Source organism: Protofrankia sp. Cas4 (assembly GCF_963555915.1).
GTDB lineage: Bacteria > Actinomycetota > Actinomycetes > Frankiales > Frankiaceae > Protofrankia.
The window spans coordinates 1-20725 of record NZ_CAUVXL010000069.1 but is presented as its reverse complement, the minus strand read 5'-3'; the positions used below and the strand labels follow the sequence as shown (position 1 = coordinate 20725).

At 69.1% G+C, this 20725-nt stretch carries 22 protein-coding genes and 1 pseudogene; 20 read left to right on the top strand and 3 right to left on the bottom strand.

Going from position 1 to position 20725, the window contains the following annotated elements:
• Positions 1 to 155 precede the first annotated feature (155 nt).
• Together U9979_RS07075 and U9979_RS07070 are read left to right on the top strand one after the other, a co-directional pair.
• Positions 156 to 938 carry a TIM barrel protein gene (locus U9979_RS07075; protein WP_322748577.1) on the top strand — a complete coding sequence of 261 codons (783 nt, stop codon included), beginning with the start codon at positions 156 to 158 and terminating at the stop codon, positions 936 to 938.
• Between the two features lie 32 nt (positions 939 to 970).
• Entirely contained in the window at positions 971 to 2002 is a 1032-nt protein-coding gene (locus tag U9979_RS07070; RefSeq protein ID WP_322778730.1) for a Gfo/Idh/MocA family oxidoreductase, read from the top strand.
• A 147-nt stretch (positions 2003 to 2149) separates the two neighbouring features.
• On the opposite strand, the gene U9979_RS07065 is transcribed toward U9979_RS07070, so the two are convergent.
• A complete protein-coding gene (locus U9979_RS07065) occupies positions 2150 to 2890 on the bottom strand; it encodes a GntR family transcriptional regulator (protein ID WP_322748579.1) in 741 nt (246 codons plus the stop codon).
• Positions 2891 to 3114: 224 nt separating this feature from the next.
• Here U9979_RS07065 and U9979_RS07060 point away from each other — a divergent pair, with 224 nt between their 5' ends.
• The 10 genes from U9979_RS07060 to U9979_RS07015 all read left to right on the top strand — a co-directional run bounded on the left by U9979_RS07060 (position 3115) and on the right by U9979_RS07015 (position 14348).
• Entirely contained in the window at positions 3115 to 4116 is a 1002-nt protein-coding gene (locus U9979_RS07060) for a Gfo/Idh/MocA family oxidoreductase (protein ID WP_322778729.1), read from the top strand.
• Entirely contained in the window at positions 4113 to 4985 is an 873-nt protein-coding gene (locus U9979_RS07055; protein ID WP_322778728.1) for a sugar phosphate isomerase/epimerase, read from the top strand. Before U9979_RS07060 ends, U9979_RS07055 begins: the two co-directional genes overlap by 4 nt.
• On the top strand, positions 4982 to 5953 hold the full coding sequence (iolC, locus tag U9979_RS07050; RefSeq protein ID WP_322748582.1) for a 5-dehydro-2-deoxygluconokinase: 972 nt from the start codon (positions 4982 to 4984) through the stop codon (positions 5951 to 5953). The genes U9979_RS07055 and iolC overlap by 4 nt, the downstream gene beginning before the upstream one ends.
• A complete protein-coding gene (locus tag U9979_RS07045; protein ID WP_322778727.1) occupies positions 5943 to 6845 on the top strand; it encodes a hypothetical protein in 903 nt (300 codons plus the stop codon). Before iolC ends, U9979_RS07045 begins: the two co-directional genes overlap by 11 nt.
• Positions 6842 to 7753, top strand: a complete 912-nt coding sequence (gene iolB / locus U9979_RS07040; RefSeq protein WP_322748584.1) for a 5-deoxy-glucuronate isomerase — start codon at positions 6842 to 6844, stop codon at positions 7751 to 7753. Before U9979_RS07045 ends, iolB begins: the two co-directional genes overlap by 4 nt.
• Entirely contained in the window at positions 7750 to 9651 is a 1902-nt protein-coding gene (gene iolD / locus U9979_RS07035; RefSeq protein ID WP_322778726.1) for a 3D-(3,5/4)-trihydroxycyclohexane-1,2-dione acylhydrolase (decyclizing), read from the top strand. The genes iolB and iolD overlap by 4 nt, the downstream gene beginning before the upstream one ends.
• Before the next feature lie 96 nt (positions 9652 to 9747).
• Positions 9748 to 11244 carry a CoA-acylating methylmalonate-semialdehyde dehydrogenase gene (locus U9979_RS07030; RefSeq protein ID WP_322748586.1) on the top strand — a complete coding sequence of 499 codons (1497 nt, stop codon included), beginning with the start codon at positions 9748 to 9750 and terminating at the stop codon, positions 11242 to 11244.
• 149 nt (positions 11245 to 11393) lie between these two features.
• Positions 11394 to 12383, top strand: a complete 990-nt coding sequence (locus U9979_RS07025; protein WP_416219631.1) for a sugar ABC transporter substrate-binding protein — start codon at positions 11394 to 11396, stop codon at positions 12381 to 12383.
• Positions 12384 to 12450: 67 nt separating this feature from the next.
• A complete protein-coding gene (locus tag U9979_RS07020) occupies positions 12451 to 13494 on the top strand; it encodes an ABC transporter permease (protein WP_322748588.1) in 1044 nt (347 codons plus the stop codon).
• Between the two features lie 5 nt (positions 13495 to 13499).
• Positions 13500 to 14348, top strand: coding sequence for an ATP-binding cassette domain-containing protein (locus U9979_RS07015; protein ID WP_322778724.1), 849 nt, complete (start codon positions 13500 to 13502; stop codon positions 14346 to 14348).
• Between the two features lie 316 nt (positions 14349 to 14664).
• On the opposite strand, the pseudogene U9979_RS25115 reads toward U9979_RS07015, so the two are convergent.
• Positions 14665 to 15170: pseudogene (locus tag U9979_RS25115) on the bottom strand (IS5 family transposase); the annotation flags it as partial.
• 36 nt (positions 15171 to 15206) lie between these two features.
• On the opposite strand from U9979_RS25115, the gene U9979_RS07005 reads away from it, so the two are divergent.
• Positions 15207 to 15626 (top strand): DUF6119 family protein, encoded by a 420-nt coding sequence (locus U9979_RS07005; RefSeq protein WP_416210514.1) that lies wholly within the window; start codon positions 15207 to 15209, stop codon positions 15624 to 15626.
• Between the two features lie 591 nt (positions 15627 to 16217).
• Here the strand turns inward: U9979_RS07005 and U9979_RS07000 are convergent.
• Positions 16218 to 16331 carry a ribbon-helix-helix protein, CopG family gene (locus U9979_RS07000; protein WP_322778722.1) on the bottom strand — a complete coding sequence of 38 codons (114 nt, stop codon included), beginning with the start codon at positions 16329 to 16331 and terminating at the stop codon, positions 16218 to 16220.
• Positions 16332 to 16406: 75 nt separating this feature from the next.
• Between U9979_RS07000 and U9979_RS06995 the strand changes: the two genes are divergently transcribed.
• From U9979_RS06995 to U9979_RS06965, 7 genes are all read left to right on the top strand, one after another.
• Positions 16407 to 16673 (top strand): hypothetical protein, encoded by a 267-nt coding sequence (locus U9979_RS06995; protein ID WP_322778721.1) that lies wholly within the window; start codon positions 16407 to 16409, stop codon positions 16671 to 16673.
• The gene (locus tag U9979_RS06990; RefSeq protein WP_322778720.1) at positions 16670 to 17056 is read left to right on the top strand and encodes a twitching motility protein PilT; all 387 of its coding nucleotides are present in this window, start codon (positions 16670 to 16672) and stop codon (positions 17054 to 17056) included. The genes U9979_RS06995 and U9979_RS06990 overlap by 4 nt, the downstream gene beginning before the upstream one ends.
• A gap of 420 nt (positions 17057 to 17476) precedes the next feature.
• A complete protein-coding gene (locus U9979_RS06985) occupies positions 17477 to 17890 on the top strand; it encodes a VOC family protein (protein ID WP_322778719.1) in 414 nt (137 codons plus the stop codon).
• Between the two features lie 438 nt (positions 17891 to 18328).
• The gene (locus U9979_RS06980; RefSeq protein WP_322778718.1) at positions 18329 to 18571 is read left to right on the top strand and encodes a hypothetical protein; all 243 of its coding nucleotides are present in this window, start codon (positions 18329 to 18331) and stop codon (positions 18569 to 18571) included.
• Positions 18572 to 18585: 14 nt separating this feature from the next.
• Positions 18586 to 18873 (top strand): hypothetical protein, encoded by a 288-nt coding sequence (locus U9979_RS06975; RefSeq protein ID WP_322778717.1) that lies wholly within the window; start codon positions 18586 to 18588, stop codon positions 18871 to 18873.
• Between the two features lie 397 nt (positions 18874 to 19270).
• Entirely contained in the window at positions 19271 to 19609 is a 339-nt protein-coding gene (locus U9979_RS06970; RefSeq protein WP_322778716.1) for a trypco2 family protein, read from the top strand.
• A gap of 14 nt (positions 19610 to 19623) precedes the next feature.
• The coding region (locus tag U9979_RS06965; RefSeq protein ID WP_322778715.1) for a serine protease at positions 19624 to 20725 on the top strand (1102 nt) is incomplete at its 3' end.

The window sequence follows — 20725 nt, the reverse complement described above, 5'->3', positions numbered from 1 at the left end:
GGCACGCCGCACGCACGTGCGGAAGACAGGTCTAGTCGCACGGAGGCTTGACAGAAGGACCGGGCAACTGGCGTACTGTCCCGAGTTCTAGAACGTTCTAGTCGTCCGACGTCCGGAGAGCCTGAGAACAGCGAGAGCCTGAGAAGAGGGCGAGCATGTACACGTTGGCGGTCTGTGCCGAGATGGTCTTCCGCGACCGGCCGATCCACGAGCGGGCGCGGCGCATCCACGACGCCGGCTTCCAGGTCGAGATCTGGGACTGGACCCGGCACGATCTCGACGCGCTCGCGCGGACCCCGGCCAAGTTCTCGTCGATGACGGGCTACATCCGGGGCAGCCTCACCGACGAGGTGGGCGCCGCCGAACTGCTGCGCACCGCCGGGGAGTCGGTCATGGCCGCCAGGCACCTGGGCTGTCCCCGGCTGAACCTGCACGGCACCGGACTGGACGCCGAGGGCCTGCCGGTGGTGCCGGTGACCGGCGAGCCTACGGGCCCCATGTGGATCGCCGCCCACCGCACCCTGACCCGGCTCGCCGACCTGGGCGAGAGCACCGGGATCACCTTCACCCTGGAGAACCTCAATACCGCCGTCGACCACCCGGGCGTACCGTTCGCGACGGCCGCCGACATCCTCGCCCTGGTCGCGGCCGTGGACCGCCCCGGCCTGCGCATGAACCTGGACCTGTACCACGCCCAGATCGGCGAGGGGAACCTCATCGAACTGGTCCGCAGGGCGCACGGGTTGGGCCTGATCGGCGAGATCCAGGTGGCGGACGTACCCGGCCGCCAGGAGCCTGGCACCGGCGAGATCAACTACCCGGCCGTCGCCCGCGCCCTGGCGGACCTCGGCTACGACGGCACGGTCGCCCTGGAGGCCTGGGCCTCCGACGACGGCGACCGCGCCCTGGAGCGCTTCCGCTCGGCCTTCGCCCTCTGACCACGGTCACCACAGACGTACGGAGAACCTGCATGACCACCCACCAACCCCTCGCCGTGGGCCTCGTCGGCGCCGGACGCATGGGCTCCTTCCACGCCGAGACCCTCGCGCACCGCCTGCCCGGCGTCCGCCTGGCCGCGGTCGCCGACCCGGCCCCGGGCGCGGCGCGGCACCTGGCCGACCGGCTCGACTGCCCCACGGCGTACACCGAGATCGGCGAGCTGTTCGCGGATTCGGAGGTCGACGCGGTGGTGATCGCCACGCCGGCCCGCACCCACGCCGACCTGGTCGAGGCTGCGGCGCGGGCGGGCAAGGCCGTCTACTGCGAGAAACCGATGGCGGTCACCCTCGCGGAGGCCGACCGTGCCATCGTGGCCGCCGCCGGGGCGGGCGTGCCGCTCCAGGTCGGCTTCAACCGCCGCTACGACACCGGCTTCCGCGCCGCGCACGAGAAGGTGGCCGCGGGCGCGATCGGCACCCCGCAGCTGCTGCGCTCGCTCACGCGCGACCCGAAGCTGGCCGACCCGGCTCGGGTCCCGCCGTGGACGATCTTCCTGGAAACCCTTATCCACGACTTCGACACCCTGCGCTACCTCAATCCGGGCGCCGAGCCGGTGGATGCGTTCGCCTGGGCCGACGCCCTGGTCCGCCCCGACTTCAAGGAGCGCGGCCTGCTGGACACGGCCGTGGTCACGATCCGCTTCGACAACGGCGCCCTCGCCACCGCGGAGGCCAACTTCCAGGCGGTGTACGGCTACGACGTGCGCGGTGAGGTCTTCGGCTCGGCGGGAATGCTGACGATGGGCGACATCCGGCGCACCCATCTGACGGCCTACGGCGCGGCCGGCATCGGCGCCGAGTGCGTCGCGTATGACCAGGATCTGTTCCACGACGCGTACGTCGCCGAGCTCGCCGACTTCGCCGACAGCGTCCGCACCGCCCGCGCCCCGTCGGTCACGGGCGAGGACGCCCGCGCCGCTCTGACGATCGCGTTGGCGGCCATACGGTCGGTGCAGAAGGAAGCGCCCGTACGCATCGAGGACGTCAAGGACGAGGCCGCCTGACTGGCTCCCTCGGAGGGTGTACTGGCTCTGGTCGGTCGAGAGGTGACGTCGCACCGAACGCCAGCTCCAGCTGCCCGGGGCGAGGCAGCACTGGAACGAGGCAGTACTGGAACTTGGCGGCCTCGCACCGCCGTGCCCAGCGCTCGCTCATGGCCGGTCGACCAGGGTGACCTCGAACGAGTAGCTGTCCGCGCGGTACACGTGGTCGCCCCACTCGACTGCCTGGCCGGTCTCGTCGAAGGCGGTCCGGTCCATGGTCAGGATCGGTGCACCACGCCGCACCTGGAGCAGCGCAGCCTCCCGGGTCCCGGCGGCGCGGGCCCCGATCCGCTGGTTGGCCACCTTGATCTCGACGCCCGCGACCATGAGCAGGGCGTACAGACTGCCGGCCTCAAGTTCCTGCTCGTCGAACGTCACGAGGTGCTCGGGAAGGACGTTGCGCATCACGGCGAGCGGCTCGTTCTGGGCCAGTCGGAGCCGTTCGATGGCGACTACGGTGCTGCCAGCCGGCACGCCCAGCCGGCTTGCGGCCTCGGCGTCCGCCTCGACCCGCTCAATGCTCAGCACCTTGGTGGTGGGGTGCTGGTTCGCCCGGTCCAGGTCCGACCAGAGGCTGCTGAGCCGGACCGGCCGGCGCACCCTGCCGTGCACGACCTGGGTACCGACGCCCCGGCGGCGCACCAGCAGGCCCTGGCGGACCAGTTCCCCGATGGCTTGGCGGACGGTCGGGCGGGACAGCCCGTGCCGGTCGGCCAGCTTGACCTCGTTCTCCAGCCGCGAGCCAGGCGGTAGCTCACCGCGTTCGATCGCCTGCTCGATCTGCTGCGCGACCTGGTAGTACAGCGGTACCGGACTCGACCGGTCCAGCTTAAAGGTGAGCGGGCTCATCCTCCGCCTTCCTCATGGGCTGTCCTCGTGGGCTGCGCGCGCTGCGGCCACCCTCGGGTGGGGGCGTGCGCATCGCAACCCTCTCTCCACCTAGTTTGTAAGGACATTCGGTCAATCTGTTGACAGTGTCATGTGTGATAGCTCATAGTCCTGAGTCAAGGTCAAGAGTCAAGCCGGGGCAGGACAGCTCGGCCATCGTGGCAGCTCGGACTGTAAGGGGAAACATGCGCATTGGGCTCGTCGGGGTCGGCCGGATCGGCTCCTTCCACGCAGATACCCTCCGCTGCATCCCCGAGATCGACTCGATCGTCGTCGCGGACGCGGACCAGCGTCGGGCACACGCGGTCGCCGGCAGGCTCGGGCTCGCGGCGGTCGACTCGCCCGAGGACCTGTTCGGCGCCGGGATCGACGGCCTCGTGATCGCGGCCGCCACCGACGCGCACGCGTCGCTGCTCATCGCGGCGGTCCAGGCCGGTGTCACCACCTTCTGCGAGAAGCCGGTGGCGCCCGACGTCGAGGGCACCGTCGCGGTGCTGGACAAGGTCACCAGCTCGGGGGTGGAGGTGCAGATCGGGTTCCAGCGCCGCTTCGACCCCGGCTACGCGACCGCCCGCGAGGCGGTGGCCTCAGGCCGGCTCGGCTGGTTGCACACACTTCGGGCGGGAACCCTCGACCCCGCGCCGCCCGGTCCTGACTACGTCGCCACGTCCGGTGGCTTCTTCCGTGACTGCAGCGTGCATGACTTCGACGCCATCCGCTGGGTCACCGGTTGCGAGGTGGTGGAGGTGTACGCGACCGGGGCCAACCGGGGCGCACAGTATTTCGCGGACTTCGGCGACGTCGACACGGCCGCGGCCCTGCTGACTCTCGACGACGGCGCGTTCGCGCACGTGGCGGGCACGCGCTACAACGCGGCCGGCTATGACGTCCGGCTCGAAGTGCTTGGCGCGAAGGACAGTATTTCCGTCGGGCTGGACGACCGGCTGCCGCTGCGCTCGGCTGAACCCGGGGTCAGCTGGCCGGGCGGGACGCCCTACCCGATGTTCATGGACCGGTTCCGGGCCGCCTACCTCGCCGAGCTCACCGCGTTCGCCGGCCTGGTCGCGAGGCGGGGCAGCTCGTTGTGCACCGTCGCGGACGCGCTGGAGGCCTTCTACATCGCCGAGGCGTGCGAGCTGTCGCGGGCCGAGCGCCGCCCGGTCGCGATCGACGAGGTGCGTCTGTGACCCGCCTCCTCGACCGGATCGCCGCGGCTCCGATCTCGTGGGGGGTGTGCGAGGTGCCGGGCTGGGGCCACCAGCTTCCGCGGGCTCGGGTGCTCGACGAGATGCGTGGGCTGGGGCTTCGAGCTACCGAGTTCGGCCCCGACGGGTTCCTCCCGGCGGCTCCGACGGACCGGGCACGTGCCCTCGCGGCGCACGGGCTGGCTGCCGTTGGCGGCTTCGTCCCGGTGGTGCTGCACGATTCCACGCGCGACCCGGTGAAGGAGGTCGAGGCGGCGCTGGAGGCGTTCGCCGGCGCCGGCGTCCTCGTGCTGGCCGCGGCGACCGGCCTGGACGGGTATGACACCCGGCCGACATTGACCGACGCCGGCTGGCGGGTGCTGCTGCGCAACCTGGACCGGCTCACCGAGCTGGGCGCTGAACACGGTATCCGGGCGGCCCTGCATCCGCACGTGGGCACGATGGTCGAACGGGAGGACGAGGTGCGCCGGGTTCTGGACGGCAGCTCCGTCCCGCTCTGCCTGGACACCGGGCATCTGCTGATCGGCGGCACCGACCCGGCGGCGCTGGCCCGCGAGGCCACCGGCCGGATCGCGCACACACATCTGAAGGACGTCGACGCCGCCCTCGCCGCCCGGGTCCGCTCCGGGGACTCGACGTACACGGCGGCGGTGGCCGCAGGCATGTACCGGCCACTCGGCCAGGGCGACGTCGACATCGCCGGCATCGTGGCGACGCTCGAGGAGGTCGGCTACCAGGGCTGGTACGTGCTGGAACAGGACACGATCCTGCCGGCCGCGCCGTCTCCGGGCGAGCCCGGACCGCTCGCGGATGTCCGCGCCAGCGTCGAGTACCTGAGAGGCCTGGCATGAGCGCGCCCGCTCCGCGGCCGCCGTATGACGTCCTGACGATCGGCCGGATCGGGGTGGACGTCTATCCCCTCCAGGTCGGCGTCGGGCTGGAGGAGGTGGAGACGTTTGGGAAGTTCCTCGGCGGCAGCCCGACCAACGTGGCCGTCGCGGCGGCCCGGCACGGCCGGCGGGCCGCGGTGATTACCCGCACCGGCGCGGACCCGTTCGGCCGCTACCTGCATAGCGAGCTGCGCCGGCTCGGCGTGGACAACACCTTCGTCAATACCGTGCCCGACCTGCCCACGCCGGTGACTTTCTGCGAGATCTTCCCGCCGGACGACTTCCCGATCTGGTTCTACCGCTACCCGAAGGCGCCGGACCTGGAGATCCAGCCGGCCGAGCTGGACCTTGAGGCGATCAATTCGGCCGGGGTCTTCTGGGCAACGGTGACCGGGCTGTCGCAGGAGCCGAGCCGGGCGGCGCATCACGCCGCGTGGCAGGCCCGCGGACGGCGGCCCCACACCGTCCTCGACCTCGACTACCGTCCGATGTTCTGGCCGTCCGCGGCGGCCGCGGGTGAGCAGGTCCGGGCCGCCCTGCCGCACGTGACGGTCGCCGTCGGGAACCTGGAGGAATGCGAGGTCGCGGTCGGCACCCGTGACCCGGAGGCGGCCTTGGCGGCGCTGATCGATGCCGGCGTCGAACTCGCGATCGTGAAACGGGGCCCGCGGGGGGTGCTCGCCGCGACGGCCACCGAGAGGGTCGAGGTTGCGCCAATCCCGGTCACCGTCGTCAACGGGCTCGGGGCCGGCGACGGCTTCGGTGGCGCGGTGTGCCACGGCCTGCTGGCCGGGTGGCCGCTGGAACGGCTGGTGCGCTTCGCGAACGCGGCCGGGGCGATCGTCGCCACCCGATTGGAGTGTTCCACCGCGATGCCGACGACCGCCGAGGTCACCGCAAGGCTTGAGGAGTACGCCGATGCCGTCTGACCACCGCTTGTGGGAGCTGCGCGAGATGCGCGCGCGTAATCCCGGAGCCGTCGCGGAGGGGGCCGCCCAGCGCACGCGGCGGCCCCTGCTGAACGACTCCGGCCGGCTGCTGATCTTGGCTGCCGACCATCCGGCCCGCGGCGCGCTGGGGGTGCGAGGCGACGCTACGGCGATGGCCGACCGGGACGACCTGTTGCTCCGCCTGATGACCGCGCTCGCCGACCCCTCCGTGGACGGGGTGCTCGGTACCGCGGACATACTGGAAGACCTGCTCCTGCTCGGGGCGCTGGAGGGCAAGGTCGTCTTCGGGTCGATGAACCGGGGCGGGCTACAGGGCGCCGTGTTCGAGCTCGACGACAGGTTCACCGGCTACGACGCGGCGACGATCGCGGCGATGGGCTTCGACGGCGGGAAGATGCTCTGCCGCATCGACCTGGCCGATCCGGGGACGGTTCGCACGCTGGAGTCCTGCGGTCGGGCGGTCACCGAGCTGGCCCGGCTCGGCCGGGTCGCGATGCTCGAGCCGTTCATCTCGCGCCGTGTCGACGGGCGGCTGCACAACGACCTCACCGCGGCGGCGGTGGTGAAGTCGGTCGCGGTGGCGTCCGGGCTCGGCGCCACCACCTCGCACACCTGGCTGAAGCTGCCCGTGGTGGACGGGCTGGAAGAGGTCATGGCCGCCACCACGCTGCCGACGCTGCTGCTTGGTGGCGATCCGGTCGGGGCGATCGAGGAGACCTACTCCTCCTGGGCGCGGGCGCTGACGCTGCCCGGCGTGCGGGGCCTGGTGGTGGGCCGCGCGTTGCTCTACCCGCCTGGCGGAGACGTGGCGGCGGCGGTGGCCGGCGCCGCCCAGCTCGTCCGGCCAGCACTAGGAAAGGTGTCGGCATGAGTACCGGTGCTGGCGGGCGCGGGGACGGCGGGGGCTGGCACATCCCAGCAGGGACGCTCGGTGACGGCGACTGGCGGCTGGATCTGGGCCCGAAGCGGGCCGGCTGGGAGTTCTCGGGGCTGCGGGTCCTATGGCTGGAGCCGGGCGAGTCGAGGACGTTCGGCACCGACGACCGCGAGACGATTGTGCTTCCGCTGTCCGGCTCCTGCGAGGTCGAGCATGGCGGAACCCGGTGGGAGCTGGCCGGGCGCGGTGACGTCTTCGACGGCCCGACCGACTTCGTCTACCTGCCCAGAGACGCAGTGGCGACGGTGCGCAGCCGGCAGGGCGGCCGGTTCGCGTTCCCGTCGGCGGTGGCGCGCCGTGCCCTGCCGGCGCGCTACGTGTCCGCCGCCGACGTGCCCGTGGAGCTGCGAGGGGCCGACTCCTGCTCCCGGCAGGTCAACAACTTCTGCACGCCGGAGAGCTTCGACGCCGACCGTCTGATTGCCTGCGAGGTGCTCACTCCGGCTGGGAACTGGTCGTCCTACCCGCCGCACAAGCACGACGAACAGCGCCCGGGGGAGACCGAGCTGGAAGAGATCTACTACTTCGAAGTCGCCGCGGGTCCGGCCGGTCCCGGCGCCGGGTACCAGCGGGTCTACGGCACGCCGCGGCGGCCGGCCGATCTGCTGGCCGAGGTGCGGTCCGGCGACGTGGTGATCATCCCGCACGGCTGGCACGGCCCGGCCATGGCGGCCCCGGGCTACGACCTCTACTACCTCAACGTCATGGCCGGTCCGGGGCCGGAGCGTGCCTGGCTGATCTGTGATGACCCCGCGCACGCGTGGGTGCGGAGGACGTGGGGCGTGGCCGACATCGACCCGCGCCTACCCATGACACCGACAGGCCGGGGGAGGCTACTGTGATTGTGACCTTGGAGGGCGCTGGCCTGGTTCGGCTCACCGTTGCCCAGGCGCTCGTGCGCTTCCTGGCGGCCCAGCGCAGCGAACGTGACGGCGTCCGGCACAAGCTGTTCGCTGGCTGTTTCGGGATCTTCGGGCACGGCAATGTGGCCGGGATCGGCCAGGCGTTGCTGGAAGCCGAGCTGCGCACGCCCGGTGCTTTGCCGTACTACCAGGCACGCAACGAGCAGGGCATGGTGCACGCCTCGACCGCCTTCGCCCGGATGCGTAACCGGCTGTCGACGCTGGCCTGCACGTCGTCGATCGGCCCAGGCGCGACGAACATGGTGACCGGCGCGGCGCTGGCCACCATCAACCGGCTGCCCGTGCTGCTACTGCCGGGCGACGTGTTCGCCACCCGGGTGGCCAGCCCAGTGCTGCAGGAACTGGAGGACCCGCGCGGCTACGACGTGTCGGTCAACGACGCGTTCCGGCCGGTGTCGGCGTTTTTCGACCGCGTATGGCGGCCAGAGCAGCTGTCGTCGGCGCTGCTCGGCGCGATGCGGGTGCTGACGGACCCGGCGACGACCGGCGCGGTGACGCTGGCGTTGCCCCAGGACGTCCAGGCCGAGGCGCACGACTGGCCGGTCGAACTGTTCGCCGAGCGGGTGTGGCACGTCCGCCGGCCGGTGCCGGAGCCGGCGGCGCTCATCCGCGCCCTTGACGTGATCAGAGCGGCGCGGCGGCCGATGGTCGTCGCCGGCGGCGGCGTGATCTACGCAGAGGCGACCGAACAGTTGCGGGTGTTCGCGGAGGCCACCGGCATCCCGGTGGCGGAGACCCAGGCCGGCAAGGGGTCGCTGCGCTACGACCATCCGCTCGCGCTCGGTGCCGTCGGCAGCACCGGCACCACCGCGGCCAACCGGATCGCGCGGCAGGCCGATGTCGTCATCGGCATCGGCACCCGCTACAGCGACTTCACCACCGCGTCGCGGACCGCGTTCGCCCATCCCGGCGTCCGCTTCGTGAACGTCAACGTCGCCACGCTGGACGCGGTGAAGCACGCGGGGGTCGGGGTCGTCGCCGATGCCCGCGAGACGCTGCGGGCCCTGACGGAGGGGCTGTCGGGGTGGTCGGTGGCGGACAGCTACCGGGAACTGGCAGGGCGGCTCGCCGCCGAGTGGGACGGGACGGTGCAGCGCGCCTACGCCCTGCGCCACACCCCGGTGCCGGCCCAGTCCGAAGTGATCGGCGTCGTCAACGAGGTGGCGGACCCACGGGACGTGGTCGTGTGCGCGGCCGGCTCGATGCCGGGTGACCTGCACAAGCTGTGGCGCACCCGGGATCCCAAGGGCTACCACGTCGAGTACGGCTACTCGTGCATGGGCTACGAGATCGCCGGTGGGCTCGGCGCGAAGATCGCCGCGCCGGACCGCGATGTCTTCGTCATGGTCGGGGACGGCTCCTACCTCATGATGGCGCAGGAACTGGTCACGGCCGTCCAGGAAGGCATCAAGATCATTGTTGTCCTGGTTCAGAACCAGGGATTCGCCTCGATCGGCGCACTGTCCGACGCGGTCGGCGCCCAGCGGTTCGGCACCCGATACCGCTACCGCGACCCGGACAGCGGCCGGCTGGACGGCGACGTGCTGCCGGTGGATCTCGCCGGCAACGCCGCCAGCCTAGGCGTCGAGGTCCTGCGGGCGCGGACGATCGACGAGTTCCGGGACGCGCTGCGACAGGCCAAGGGGCCGCGGTCGGGGCCGGTCCTCGTCCACGTCGAGACCGACCCGCTGGTCCCGGCGCCCAGCAGCGAGTCCTGGTGGGACGTTCCGGTGGCCGAGGTCGCCGAGCTCGACTCCACCCGCCAGGCGCGCAAGTCATACGAGGCCAACAAGGTGAACCAGCGGCCGTTCCTCTGAAGCTCCTGCCCGCGCGGGCGCCCGGGCAGGGCCGTCCGCATTGCTGTCCACCCGCGTTCCACCTCAACGATCATCCGCAACGGAACGGACCTCGATGTGAGAACCATTGAGCAATGGATCGGCGGGAAGCCGACACCCGGCACGTCCGCCCGTCATGGAACCGTCTGGAACCCCGCGACGGGCGAGGCCCAGGCGCAGGTCGTCCTCGCCACCCCGGCGGACGTCGACAACGCGGTGCGGGTGGCGGCGGATGCCTTCGTGGAATGGTCGCAGTCCTCGCTGAGCACGCGAACGAAGGTGCTGTTCGCCTTCCGTGAACTGGTCAACGCGCGGATGGGCGAGCTGGCCGCAATCATTTCGGATGAACACGGCAAGGTGCTTTCGGACGCGGCTGGCGAGGTCCAGCGCGGCCTGGAGGTCGTGGAGTACGCCTGCGGAATACCTGAACTCCTCAAGGGTTCCTACTCTGACCAGGTCTCGCGTGGAGTCGACCTGTTTTCCTTCCGCGAGCCGCTGGGTGTTGTCGCCGGTATCACGCCGTTCAACTTCCCGGTAATGGTGCCGATGTGGATGTATCCGGTGGCCATCGCCTGTGGCAACACGTTTGTGCTCAAGCCGAGCGAACGCGACCCGTCGGCCTCGTTGCTCGCGGCCTCCCTGTGGGCCGAGGCTGGTCTGCCAGATGGGGTCTTCAACGTCGTCAATGGCGACAAGACGGCGGTCGACGCGCTCCTGGGCCACCCGGACGTGGCGGCGGTGTCCTTCGTGGGTTCGACGCCCATCGCCCGGTACGTCCACGAAACGGCGAGTCGGAACGGAAAGCGAGTCCAGGCACTCGGCGGGGCCAAGAACCACGCCGTAGTGCTGCCGGACGCCGACCTGGATTTCGCCACCGACCACCTTGTCGCCGCCGCGTTCGGATCCGCCGGGCAGCGCTGCATGGCAATCTCGGTGGCGGTGGCGGTCGGCGACGTCGCGGACGCCTTGGTGGAGGCATTGCGGGAGAAGGCGGAGTCAGTCCGGGTCGGACCGGGCACCGCGGCCGGGGTCGATATGGGACCCGTGGTCACCGCCGCCGCCCGCGAGCGGATCATCGGGCTGGTCGCGTCCGGGGCCGACCAGGGCGCGACGCTCGTCGTCGATGGCCGGGATCTCGCGGTCGCCGGCCACGAAGACGGGTTCTTCGTGGGACCCACCCTGATCGACCGCGCGACGCCCGCGATGGACGTCTACCGCGAGGAGATATTCGGCCCGGTCCTCGTCGTCGTCCGCGTCAACACCCTGGATGAGGCGATTGACCTCATTAACGCCAACCCCTACGGGAACGGCACCGCTCTGTTCACCGCCAGCGGCGAGGCGGCCCGGACATTCCAGCGCGCGGTCACGGTCGGAATGATCGGCGTGAACGTGCCGATCCCGGTTCCGATGTCCTACTACTCTTTCGGCGGCTGGAAGGACTCGCTCTTCGGCGACTCCCACATCCACGGGCCCGAGGGCGTCCGATTTTACACGCGAGCCAAGGCTGTCACCTCCCGCTGGCCCCGTCCCGCGGGCGGGGTCCAGGCCAGCTTCCACTTTCCGACCGCCACCTAGGCGAAGGGAGCGGTTCATACTTCACCGGCTGGACGGCCGGCCGCCTCTTGACTGCCCGGTTCCTGCCGGGTCGGGTAACCCACTATTCGCTGCCAGGCGCCGGGACGGGAAGCATCGGTGGACGCTTGGCGAAAAACGAGGGAGAAGCAATGAAATTCTCACGACGCCGAGCCTCGATTGTGATTGCCGTGACGATGGCCTTAGGCTTGACCGCCTGCGGCGGCTCCAGTTCGGACAGCGGAGCCACCGCGAGCGGTTCGAGCTCGGGTTCCGGCGGATACGGGTACAAGTTCGCGGTCGTGACCCACGGCGGCGTCGGCGACTCCTTCTGGAGCATCGTGAAGGCGGGCGCCCAGCATGGCGGCAAGGACGAGGGCGTGAGCGTCAGCTACCAAAGTGACGGCGACCCGCAGAAGCAGGGGCAGCTCATCGACGCGGCGGTCAACCAGAAGGTCGACGGCCTGGTGGTCTCGATGGCGAACCCGGACGCCCTGGCCGCACCCATCAAGAGGGCGGTGGCGGCTGGTATCCCGGTCATCACCATCAACTCGGGTCAGTCCCGTTCCAGCAAGTTCGGCGCACTGGCCCACGTCGGCCAGGACGAGACGGTCGCGGGCACCGCGGTCGGCCAGCGGCTGAAGACGACGGGCGTCAAGAAGCTGCTGTGCGTGATCCAGGAAGCGGGCAACGTCGGGCTGGAGCAGCGATGCGCGGGGGCCGAGGCGGGCCTCGGCGGCACGACGGAGAACATCCAGGTCGACAACAACGACCTGCAGGGGGCCGAGGCCACGATCAAGGCCAAGCTCCAGCAGGATCCCTCCATCGACGGCGTCCTCACGCTGGGCGGCCAAGTCGCGGCGGTCGCCGAAACGGCGATCGTGCAGACTGGCTCCAAGGCGACTCTGGCCACCTTCGACCTTAGCGTCGACGTCGCCCAGGCCGTGGAAAGCGGAAAGATCGCCTTCGCGGTGGATCAGCAGCCTTACGTCCAGGGCTACCTCCCGATCGTGATGCTGACGCTCTACAAGTCCAACGGCAATACCCTCGGCGGGGGCCAGCCGGTGCTGACCGGCCCCAGCTTCGTCACCAAGGAAAACGCGGGCGCGATCCTGGCCCTCGCGAGGGCCGGTACCCGCTAGCGGACGACCGTCGGGGAGGGCCGCCGCGCGGCTCTCCCCGACGGCGGTGCTCCTCGGGAAGGGAACCATGACCACCACCGTCTTACCCGCGGCCGACGAGCGTATCGCTCGCGTCGGCCTCCCGCGCAGGCTGCTGATCAAACCCGAGCTGGGATCGCTGATCGGCGCGATCGTCGTCTTCGTCTTCTTCGCGTTCCAGTCGAACGTCTTCCGGTCGACCAGCGGCGTCGCGAACTGGCTGGACCCGGCGTCGACCCTCGGCATCATGGCGGTCCCGGTCGCCCTGCTGATGATCGGCGGTCACTTCGACCTTTCGGCCGGCGTGCAGGCCGGAACCGCCGGCCTCACGACCGGACTGCTCACCACCCACTACGGCTGGAACCTCTACCCGGCGATGCTCGCCTCGCTGGCGCTGGTGCTCGCTATCGGATTCGCCAACGGGTATCTCGTCATGCGTACGGGGCTTCCGAGCTTCATCATCACGCTGGGCAGCTTCCTCATGCTGCAGGGCCTCAACCTCGGGGTCACCAAGGCCGTCACGAACACCGTCCAGGTCAGCGGCCTGGATTCAGTGCCAGGATACTCGGGCGTGCACCGGATGATCGCCAGCACCGTCTCGATCGGCGGTACGAACTTCCAGATCGCGATCGTGTGGTGGCTGGTTTTCACCGCGCTCGGTTCGTACCTCCTGCTACAGACCCGGTTCGGTAACTGGATCTTCGCTGTGGGGGGCGACGAGACCGCGAGCACGAACGTGGGCGTGCCCATACGCAGAACCACCACCACGCTGTTCATGCTCACCTCCGCCGGCGCGTGGTTCGTTGGGAACACCGAGGTCCTGCGCCTCACGTCCATCCAGGCGCAGGCCGGCATCGGCCAGGAACTGATCTTCATCGTCGCGGCGGTCATCGGGGGATGCCTGCTGACCGGCGGATACGGCTCCGTCATCGGCGCGTCGGTCGGCGCACTGATCTTCGGAATGACCTCGCAGGGCATCGTGTACGCCGGGTGGGACGCGGACTGGTTCAAGTTCTTCCTTGGTGCGATGCTGCTGCTCGCGGTGCTGGCCAACCAGTTCGTCCGTCGCTATGCCAGCAAGAACCGGAGGTAGTGGACATGAAGCAGGACTCCGCCGGCGCGCCGCTGTTGGAGATCCAGAACATCTCCAAGCACTTCGGCAGCGTGATCTCCCTGAAGGATGTGTCCACAACGGTCCGGGCCGGTGAGGTGACGTGCGTACTCGGCGACAACGGAGCCGGAAAGTCGACCCTGATAAAAATCCTGTCCGGCGTCCATTCGCCCGACGCCGGACAGCTGCTCTTCGACGGCGAGCCCACACATTTCTCCTCGCCCCGGGCAGCGCTCGACGCCGGCATCGCCACCGTATACCAGGACCTGGCGATGGTTCCGCTCATGGCGATCTGGCGAAACTTCTTCCTCGGATCCGAGCCGACGAAAGGCTGGGGGCCGCTACGGCGTTTCGACCGCGAAGCGGCAAAGCGAATCACGCGGAAGGAGATGGCCGACATGGGCATCGACATCCGTGACCTCGACCAGCCGGTGGGTACGCTGTCCGGCGGAGAACGCCAGTCCGTTGCCATCGCCCGCGCGGTGTACTTCGGCGCGCGGCTGCTCATCCTCGACGAGCCCACCTCCGCGCTGGGCGTCAAGCAGGCCGGGGTGGTCCTGAAGTACATCGTCCAGGCCCGCAACCGCGGCCTGGGCGTCATCTTCATCACCCACAACCCGCACCACGCCTACCCGGTGGGCGACCGGTTCCTCCTGCTGAAGCGGGGACGCAGCCTGGGCGACTTCGCGAAGTCGGAGATCAAGCTCGACGAGCTGACCAGGCTCATGGCCGGCGGCGCGGAGCTGGAGGAGCTCGGCCACGAGCTCGAGCAGGCCGCCGCCCATGCCGTGGAAGTCGGCCACGAGCTGCTCGAGGAGACGAAAACCCTCGGCTGACCGGTCCAGCGCGAGCAGACGGTGAAGGCCGCGCGGATGCCTCCAGCGCATCGAGGTCGTCCCCGGCGGCGTACCCCTCCAGGCCAATGGTGCTGCGGTACCCCATCCGCGCGAGCGCGTGGGGTACCGCGGGGTAGTGGATCTCGCCCGCGCTGGGGCTCGCAGCGGACCGGCACATCGGCGACCTGCGCCTCGCCGATGGCCGTCCCGGCCCGCTCGACGAGCGCGACGAGGTCGCCGTCGCGATACGCGGATCGCGGGATAGGTGAGGCTGACCGCCGACCAGGGATGATGCCCAGTGAACGCCGAGCCAGGCGATCGTGCGTTCGATCTTCCACCTGTGTCGGCCGAGGCGGTCGGCGCGCTCGATGCCGCGGCGGGCTATGCGTGGGGTGATGTGCCGGCGGCGCAGGAAACGGCGCAGGTCCGGGAAGTCGCAGCCCTTGTCGGCGTACAGCCTGTCCGGCCGCCGTCTGCGGGGGGCCGCGTGGGAACGGATCGCCGGGATGCTGGCGACCAGCGGGATGAGGACCTGGTTGTCGTTGAGGTTCGCCCCCGAGACCGCGACGACCAGCGGCAGCCCGGCCGCGTCGGCCAGGACATGGATCTTCGAGCCCTTCTTGCCGCGGTCGACCGGGTCTGGACCGGTCAGGGATCCCCTTTTTTCGCGCGCAGGCTGGCTGCGTCCACGATCACCGACGACCAGTCGACCCCACCGGCGCCGCCGTGGACGTCCCGGATCTCCTGGTGCAGCCGCGACCAGACCCTCGCTCGGGTCCAGGCCTGGAAGCGGCGGTGTGCCGTGGGAACCGACACTCCGAACCCTACAACAGGCAGATCGCAGCCCAGGACGGGTACGTGCTGCTCGACAAGGACACCGTGCGCACCAGGCGTCTGCGCGGAGGTGGCCTCGAAATCGCCGACGCGCTCGGGCCCGCCGGCCAGCTCATCTGCGTCAAGAAGGCCGACGGGACCGCCCCGCTGAACCACCTCTTCGCGCAGGGCCGTGTCGCCATCGAAACCCTGCGCTACGACCTGGGAGCCCGTGAGAAGTTCCTCGCCAAGCTCGACGAACTGGCTCCCGGCCACCCTCTGGACACGTCGTTCAGCTCACCGACCCTTGTTTACGGCATCCGTCCTCAAGGACGGGGTGCCGCTGACTCCCGACTCTCTGTTCGCTTTCGCGAAGGTCTCGCTGCTGCACACGGCGACGTCGCTGCAGGGGATGGGCACGCGTCTGGAGATCGCCTCCATTTCCCGGACGAAGCCGACTGGTAAGGCGTACGGCCCAACTGGTGTGCCTGGCGCTATGGACAGGTAAAGGCTGCACAGCGTCCACAGCCGGCACCACTTCGACACGTCGCCCAGGGCGAATCCAGTCCGATCGTGAGCTACCTCATGGTCAGGCACGCAACGTCACAAAATGGATCAAGGTGTTGAGCCCGCACGATCACCCGACGAACAAGATCGTGCGGTTTGAGCCCGCATTGAGCCCATAACCCCCAGAGGATCTTCCAGGGGGGATCAAGAAAGCGAGATCACAGCAGGTCACAACCATGATCGGATGTGGGCCGCCAGGGGCTCGAACCCTGAACCCGCAGATTAAAAGAACGTTGGAATACCTGCCGGAACATGTCCGCCCGAACCCGAGAATGCCCGAATGTGCAGGCCAGGGCAATTGCGGATGCCCGAGAGTGCCGGGTGCTGCCGGTCGGGTTCGCAACGTCCGCACCCGCAATGAGCCCACAGTACCCATCGTTTTTCCGGATAGAAGACGATCACATACGTCACCCGCAGTATTCGATGAATCCCAGCAGTGCGGCTCCGATCGTCGGTGTCGTTCCCCGCACCCCTGTGGGACGTCGGCGCCTACGCGACGTCGAGCCACGCCCGGAGAGCCTGACGAATGACGTCGCTGGCGTTCGTGTGCTCGGCAGCTGCCCGGGCGGCGAGCACTGCCCGCAGTTCCGGGTCCAGCCGCACCGGTACCGCGTCCGCAGTGCCCGGCCTCAATGGATTAGATTCGCATGCGATTCGCATCGGGGTATGCTGGCAGGCATGGGCAGAACGATATCGACTCCGCTGTACCTCGGTGATGCTCTCCGTGCCCGTGCCGAAGACGCCGCCCGCACCGCGGGGACGTCGCTGTCCGCGTGGGTACGCGAAGCGATCGTGGAGCGACTCGACCGGCAGGCGGTCATTGCGGACGGTCTGGCAGCCGCCCGCGAGTGGGAGGCCGAACATGGCCCGCTGTCGCAGAGCATCCTCGACGAGGCTCAACGTGAGCTGGAAGACGCCGGCGTACTTCCGCGCCGAACCGCGTGAACCTGCTCTATGACGCCGGTGCCCTGGTCGCCGGCGAACGTGACGACGAACGCATGTGGGCCCGCCACATGACGGCGTTGGCCGGCGGTGTTATCCCCGTGGTTCCGGCGCCGGTCGTCTGGCAGGTCTGGCGGGATGGAGCACGACAGGAGCGCCTGACGCGGCTGCTCCGTGGCTGTGTGGTCGAACCGGTCGACCACATGACAGCGCGCGCGGTCGGGGAACTGTTGGACCGTTCCGGCACCGGTGACGGGGTCGACGCGATCGTCGTTCTGTTGGCCGCCCGCGATGGTGGGGTGGTGTACACATCCGACTCGGGTGATCTTCAAAATCTGGCCGGGTACCTCTCGAACGCCCGACCATGCGCGATCATCAAGGTGTAGCGGATGACAGCCCCGCACCGTCGCCACACGGCCATGGCCGTCCATATCAATCGCGGTGACCGGTTGAGCACCTACCTGAAACCCACGGACGAGGGCGCCACCTGACGGCGAATCCGACGGCCACGACCTGTCACAAAATCCCAGCTCACGGCCAGGATCGGGTTTTTTGGAGCCCCACAGGTCATCGTGCGGCGGAAGGTCCGAGCCCAGCGCGGTGGTCAGCCCCTACCGGACCCGGCTGGGATTTCGCCGACTCCGCGCCCGGCTGGGTGCGCCCACCCAGCCGGTGAAATTCAGCCGGCCCGCACCGGCGACCGTCCGTTGAGGGTTCGCCTTGCGACACAGTGAGGGCTGAGACGACAGCACCCGCAGTCGGGGCGAACGATAGGCCGAACGGCCGCATCCATGACGGGAGTGTTCATGCAGATCCAGTTCATCGCCAGCATCGCCGCGATCACCGCCGATCCTGCTGCCAGCCGCCGGCTGTATGTCGACGCGCTCGGACTACCGCTGGACCATGGCGAAGACGACGACTATTACCACAGCGAGCAGATCGCCGGTAGCAAGCACTTCGGCGTCTGGCCCCTAACGCAGGCGGCGCAGGCGTGCTTCGGCACCCCCGACTGGCCCGGCGAGCACCCTGTTCCGCAGGCCAGCATCGAATTCGAGGTAGCCGACGCCGACGCCGTCGGTCCAGCCGCGGCCGAACTCGCCGACGGTGGATTTCCGCTGCTGCACGAGGCTCGCCTCGAACCGTGGGGTCAGACGGTGGCGCGCTTGCTTTCACCCGAGGGCTTGATCATCGGAATTTCATACGCACCCTCGCTGCACTGACCCGATCCTGCACTCTACCGATCAACAGGGCGGCTCCACCCGGGCCCGGTGGCGGATGTGTGATGTTCGTGGCGTCCGGCACTGTTACGGTGGCACGGGACAAGCATTCTTTGCCGCAAATCTGCCTGCGGGGCGGGATCCCGACGGCCCGATCGCGCTTCCTCCTGAGTCGATCTTAAGGTCCCTGAGGCACATCGCCGGAAGCGTTTCGGTGATGATCGCAACGGATGGGGGCTCAATGTAACGGCGCCGACTGCCAACCGGGTTGGGCATGCATGCTGTGCGCTCGGCGATGCGCTCGGAACATCCCCAACCGTCGTGGCCCCGGTCGTTGCGGGTGTCGTCACGCATCGGCTGGCTCTGCCGGTGAGAAGCGGCCGCGAATATCGGTCAGCTCTGACCGCACCTGTGGCTGGGGGAAGTGGATGTCGGTGAATCGTGACCGCACCGGTGGTGGGAGCGCATGAGGGCGCTCTGGAGGCAGCGTCGATGCCCGCACCCTCGAGGGTCGAGCTGTACGCCGCGATCCGTCGTGATGCGCGGGCGGGGTTGTCCGGGCGAGTACTCGAGCGCAAGTGCGGGGTCGGTCGCCGGATGGTCCTGAAGGCGCTGTCTTCGGCGTGGCCTGCGGAGCGCAAGAAACTCTTGCTGCGGTCCTCGATGATCGATCCCTATGGTTGATTATCGATGGGATCTTGCTGGCGGACCTGGACGCGCCCCGCAAGCAGCGGCACCCGGTGAAGCGGATCGCCGACCGGCTCCGCGACGAGCACGGGATGATCGGCGTGTCGTACCAGGTGGTGCGCGGCTACGTCGCGGTCCGCCGGCTGCAGTTCCGGGTCGAGGCGGGCCGGGGGCCGGTCGAGGTGTCCGTACTGCAGACCCACCGGCCCGGCGCCGAGGCAGAGGCCGACTTCGATGATGTCGTGGTCCGGTGGACCGTACCCGACGGACCTGGGCGGCAGCAGGCGGCTGCTACGTGACCCGGACGCACCCGACGGCACCGACGACGAGGAGTGAGCCCTCCGCCCGAGGCCTTGAGATCGGGACCCCTGGTGGCGGGGCCGTGTCCGCCACCAGCCGGGCGGCCAACGGTGGCCCGCCGTGCCACCACCGGCCTGCAGGCGGGCCGCCGGCCCGGACCCGGTCGTGCTCGTCGTGACCGCCACCGGTGCGCCGCAAGAGTGCGGTTACGCTGCGTGTCTCGACCGCGCCGCACGCTACGATTCTCCGGCTGTCAATCGACTTCGTCCCTCACGGGAGCGCCGAGGCGCAGAGCGCCATGGCTGCCCAGCTCATTCAGCGTCCGGATGCCCGACACCCCCCAATGCGGACAGGCCCTGTAGAACTTACTATGATCAGCGCTACCCGGACGGTGTCGTGGGCCGGGTCGATGACGAATGGTGGGGACAAGTGGTGGACCGGCTGGGACTTGCCGAGACGGTGGACGCTCTGAGGGCCGAGTTGGCTCAGGCGACAGCGGCTGGAGCGGGTTCGGGATTCCAGTTCCCCGTGACTGAGGTTCAGCTGGAATTCCACGTAGCGGTGACCAAAACCGGTGACGGCAAGGCGGGAATCAAGTTCTGGGTCGTGGAGCTGGGTGGCTCGGTCGGCTATGCTCGCGAAGAGATCCAAAAGGTCGCTGTAACGCTCGGCGCGCCAGTGGATCAGGATGGCAACCCCGTCAAGATTCACCGTCGTTCCGCGAAGAAGCCCTGACTCGATGCGGTTTCATGACTATCACTCCTAAAAATGGACCTGGCCGGGCGGTGGAGGTTCTCTACGACCGCGGCCCATCCGTGCCACCGTCGGTCGACCGCTGGGTAGCCGGCTCAGGCTACCTCATAGGCGGTCAGCTAGTACTTACCGCTGCGCATGTTGTAGATCATCGCCAGGGACTCGGCGATGACGAACGGGTACTAGTGCGCACGGTCCCGGGAACAGAATATGCCGCGGACGTGCTGCTCGTCTGCGACCGGGATTCGGAAATTGATTTGGCGCTACTGAAGATCGTTGACTCCGATTTTACTGAAGTGCTTCCTCCCGCGGCCTTCGCGCGGGTGGATCGGGACAGCTCGGCGACGGTCGAAGGCTGCTGGGCGGTCGGTTTCCCCCAGTTCGGCGAGGCCGATCCCGTTTTGGAGGAAGGCAGTCGCAGGGATACCTGGCACATACACGGACATATTCTGCCTGGAGGCAAGCTACGCGCGGGTTTGTTGGCATTGCAGGTAAACGACACCCCTCGGCCATTGCCAGATGGCTCGCTCGCCGGCTCGGAGTGGCAGGGCATGTCTGGCGCGGTGGTCTTCGTTTCAGATCTGCATGTCGGGGAGCTGGCGGTTGGGGTCGTCGTCGAGCATCACCGGCCGGAGGGAGAGTCGGCGCTGACCGTCACCCCCATCACGGCGTTGGCAGGGCTCCCGGCGGCAGCGCAGTGGTGGCAACAGCTGGGCGTGACCAGACCCGGCCAGCTGCCAGTCCTGCCACCGCCGCCTGTGCTGGTCCGCGGCGGTCGGGCATCGGCCGACCAGGCGTGGCGGTCGCATTGGGACCCGCGGGCGAGGGGGGTAGAGCGTGCGGCACGGCCAGGCTGGTTCTTCACGGGGCGACGGCGGGCGTTAGGTGAGTTGGTCGGCTGGTTGTGCGCGCCGCCGGAACGGGTAGATCCGCTGCGGGTCGTGACGGGAGGGCCGGGGTCAGGGAAGTCAGCTGTACTTGCCCGGCTGGTTACCCTCTCCGATCCCGCCTACCGGGCGGCCATGCCCGTACCCCTGACCGCCGACGATCCAGTGTTCGCGCTTCCGGCCGGGACGATAGATCTCGCTGTACACCTGT

Excerpts from the sequence above, each read along its gene's own strand:
- U9979_RS06995 (WP_322778721.1), top strand. The coding sequence starts at position 16,407 with ATGGGCAGAACGATATCGACTCCGCTGTACCTCGGTGATGCTCTCCGT.
- U9979_RS07070 (WP_322778730.1), top strand. The coding sequence starts at position 971 with ATGACCACCCACCAACCCCTCGCCGTGGGCCTCGTCGGCGCCGGACGC.
- U9979_RS07065 (WP_322748579.1), bottom strand. The coding sequence starts at position 2,890 with ATGAGCCCGCTCACCTTTAAGCTGGACCGGTCGAGTCCGGTACCGCTG.
- U9979_RS07060 (WP_322778729.1), top strand. The coding sequence starts at position 3,115 with ATGCGCATTGGGCTCGTCGGGGTCGGCCGGATCGGCTCCTTCCACGCA.
- U9979_RS07025 (WP_416219631.1), top strand. The coding sequence starts at position 11,394 with ATGAAATTCTCACGACGCCGAGCCTCGATTGTGATTGCCGTGACGATG.
- U9979_RS07020 (WP_322748588.1), top strand. The coding sequence starts at position 12,451 with ATGACCACCACCGTCTTACCCGCGGCCGACGAGCGTATCGCTCGCGTC.
- U9979_RS07045 (WP_322778727.1), top strand. The coding sequence starts at position 5,943 with ATGCCGTCTGACCACCGCTTGTGGGAGCTGCGCGAGATGCGCGCGCGT.
- U9979_RS07075 (WP_322748577.1), top strand. The coding sequence starts at position 156 with ATGTACACGTTGGCGGTCTGTGCCGAGATGGTCTTCCGCGACCGGCCG.
- iolB (WP_322748584.1), top strand. The coding sequence starts at position 6,842 with ATGAGTACCGGTGCTGGCGGGCGCGGGGACGGCGGGGGCTGGCACATC.
- U9979_RS06985 (WP_322778719.1), top strand. The coding sequence starts at position 17,477 with ATGCAGATCCAGTTCATCGCCAGCATCGCCGCGATCACCGCCGATCCT.
- U9979_RS07015 (WP_322778724.1), top strand. The coding sequence starts at position 13,500 with ATGAAGCAGGACTCCGCCGGCGCGCCGCTGTTGGAGATCCAGAACATC.
- iolC (WP_322748582.1), top strand. The coding sequence starts at position 4,982 with ATGAGCGCGCCCGCTCCGCGGCCGCCGTATGACGTCCTGACGATCGGC.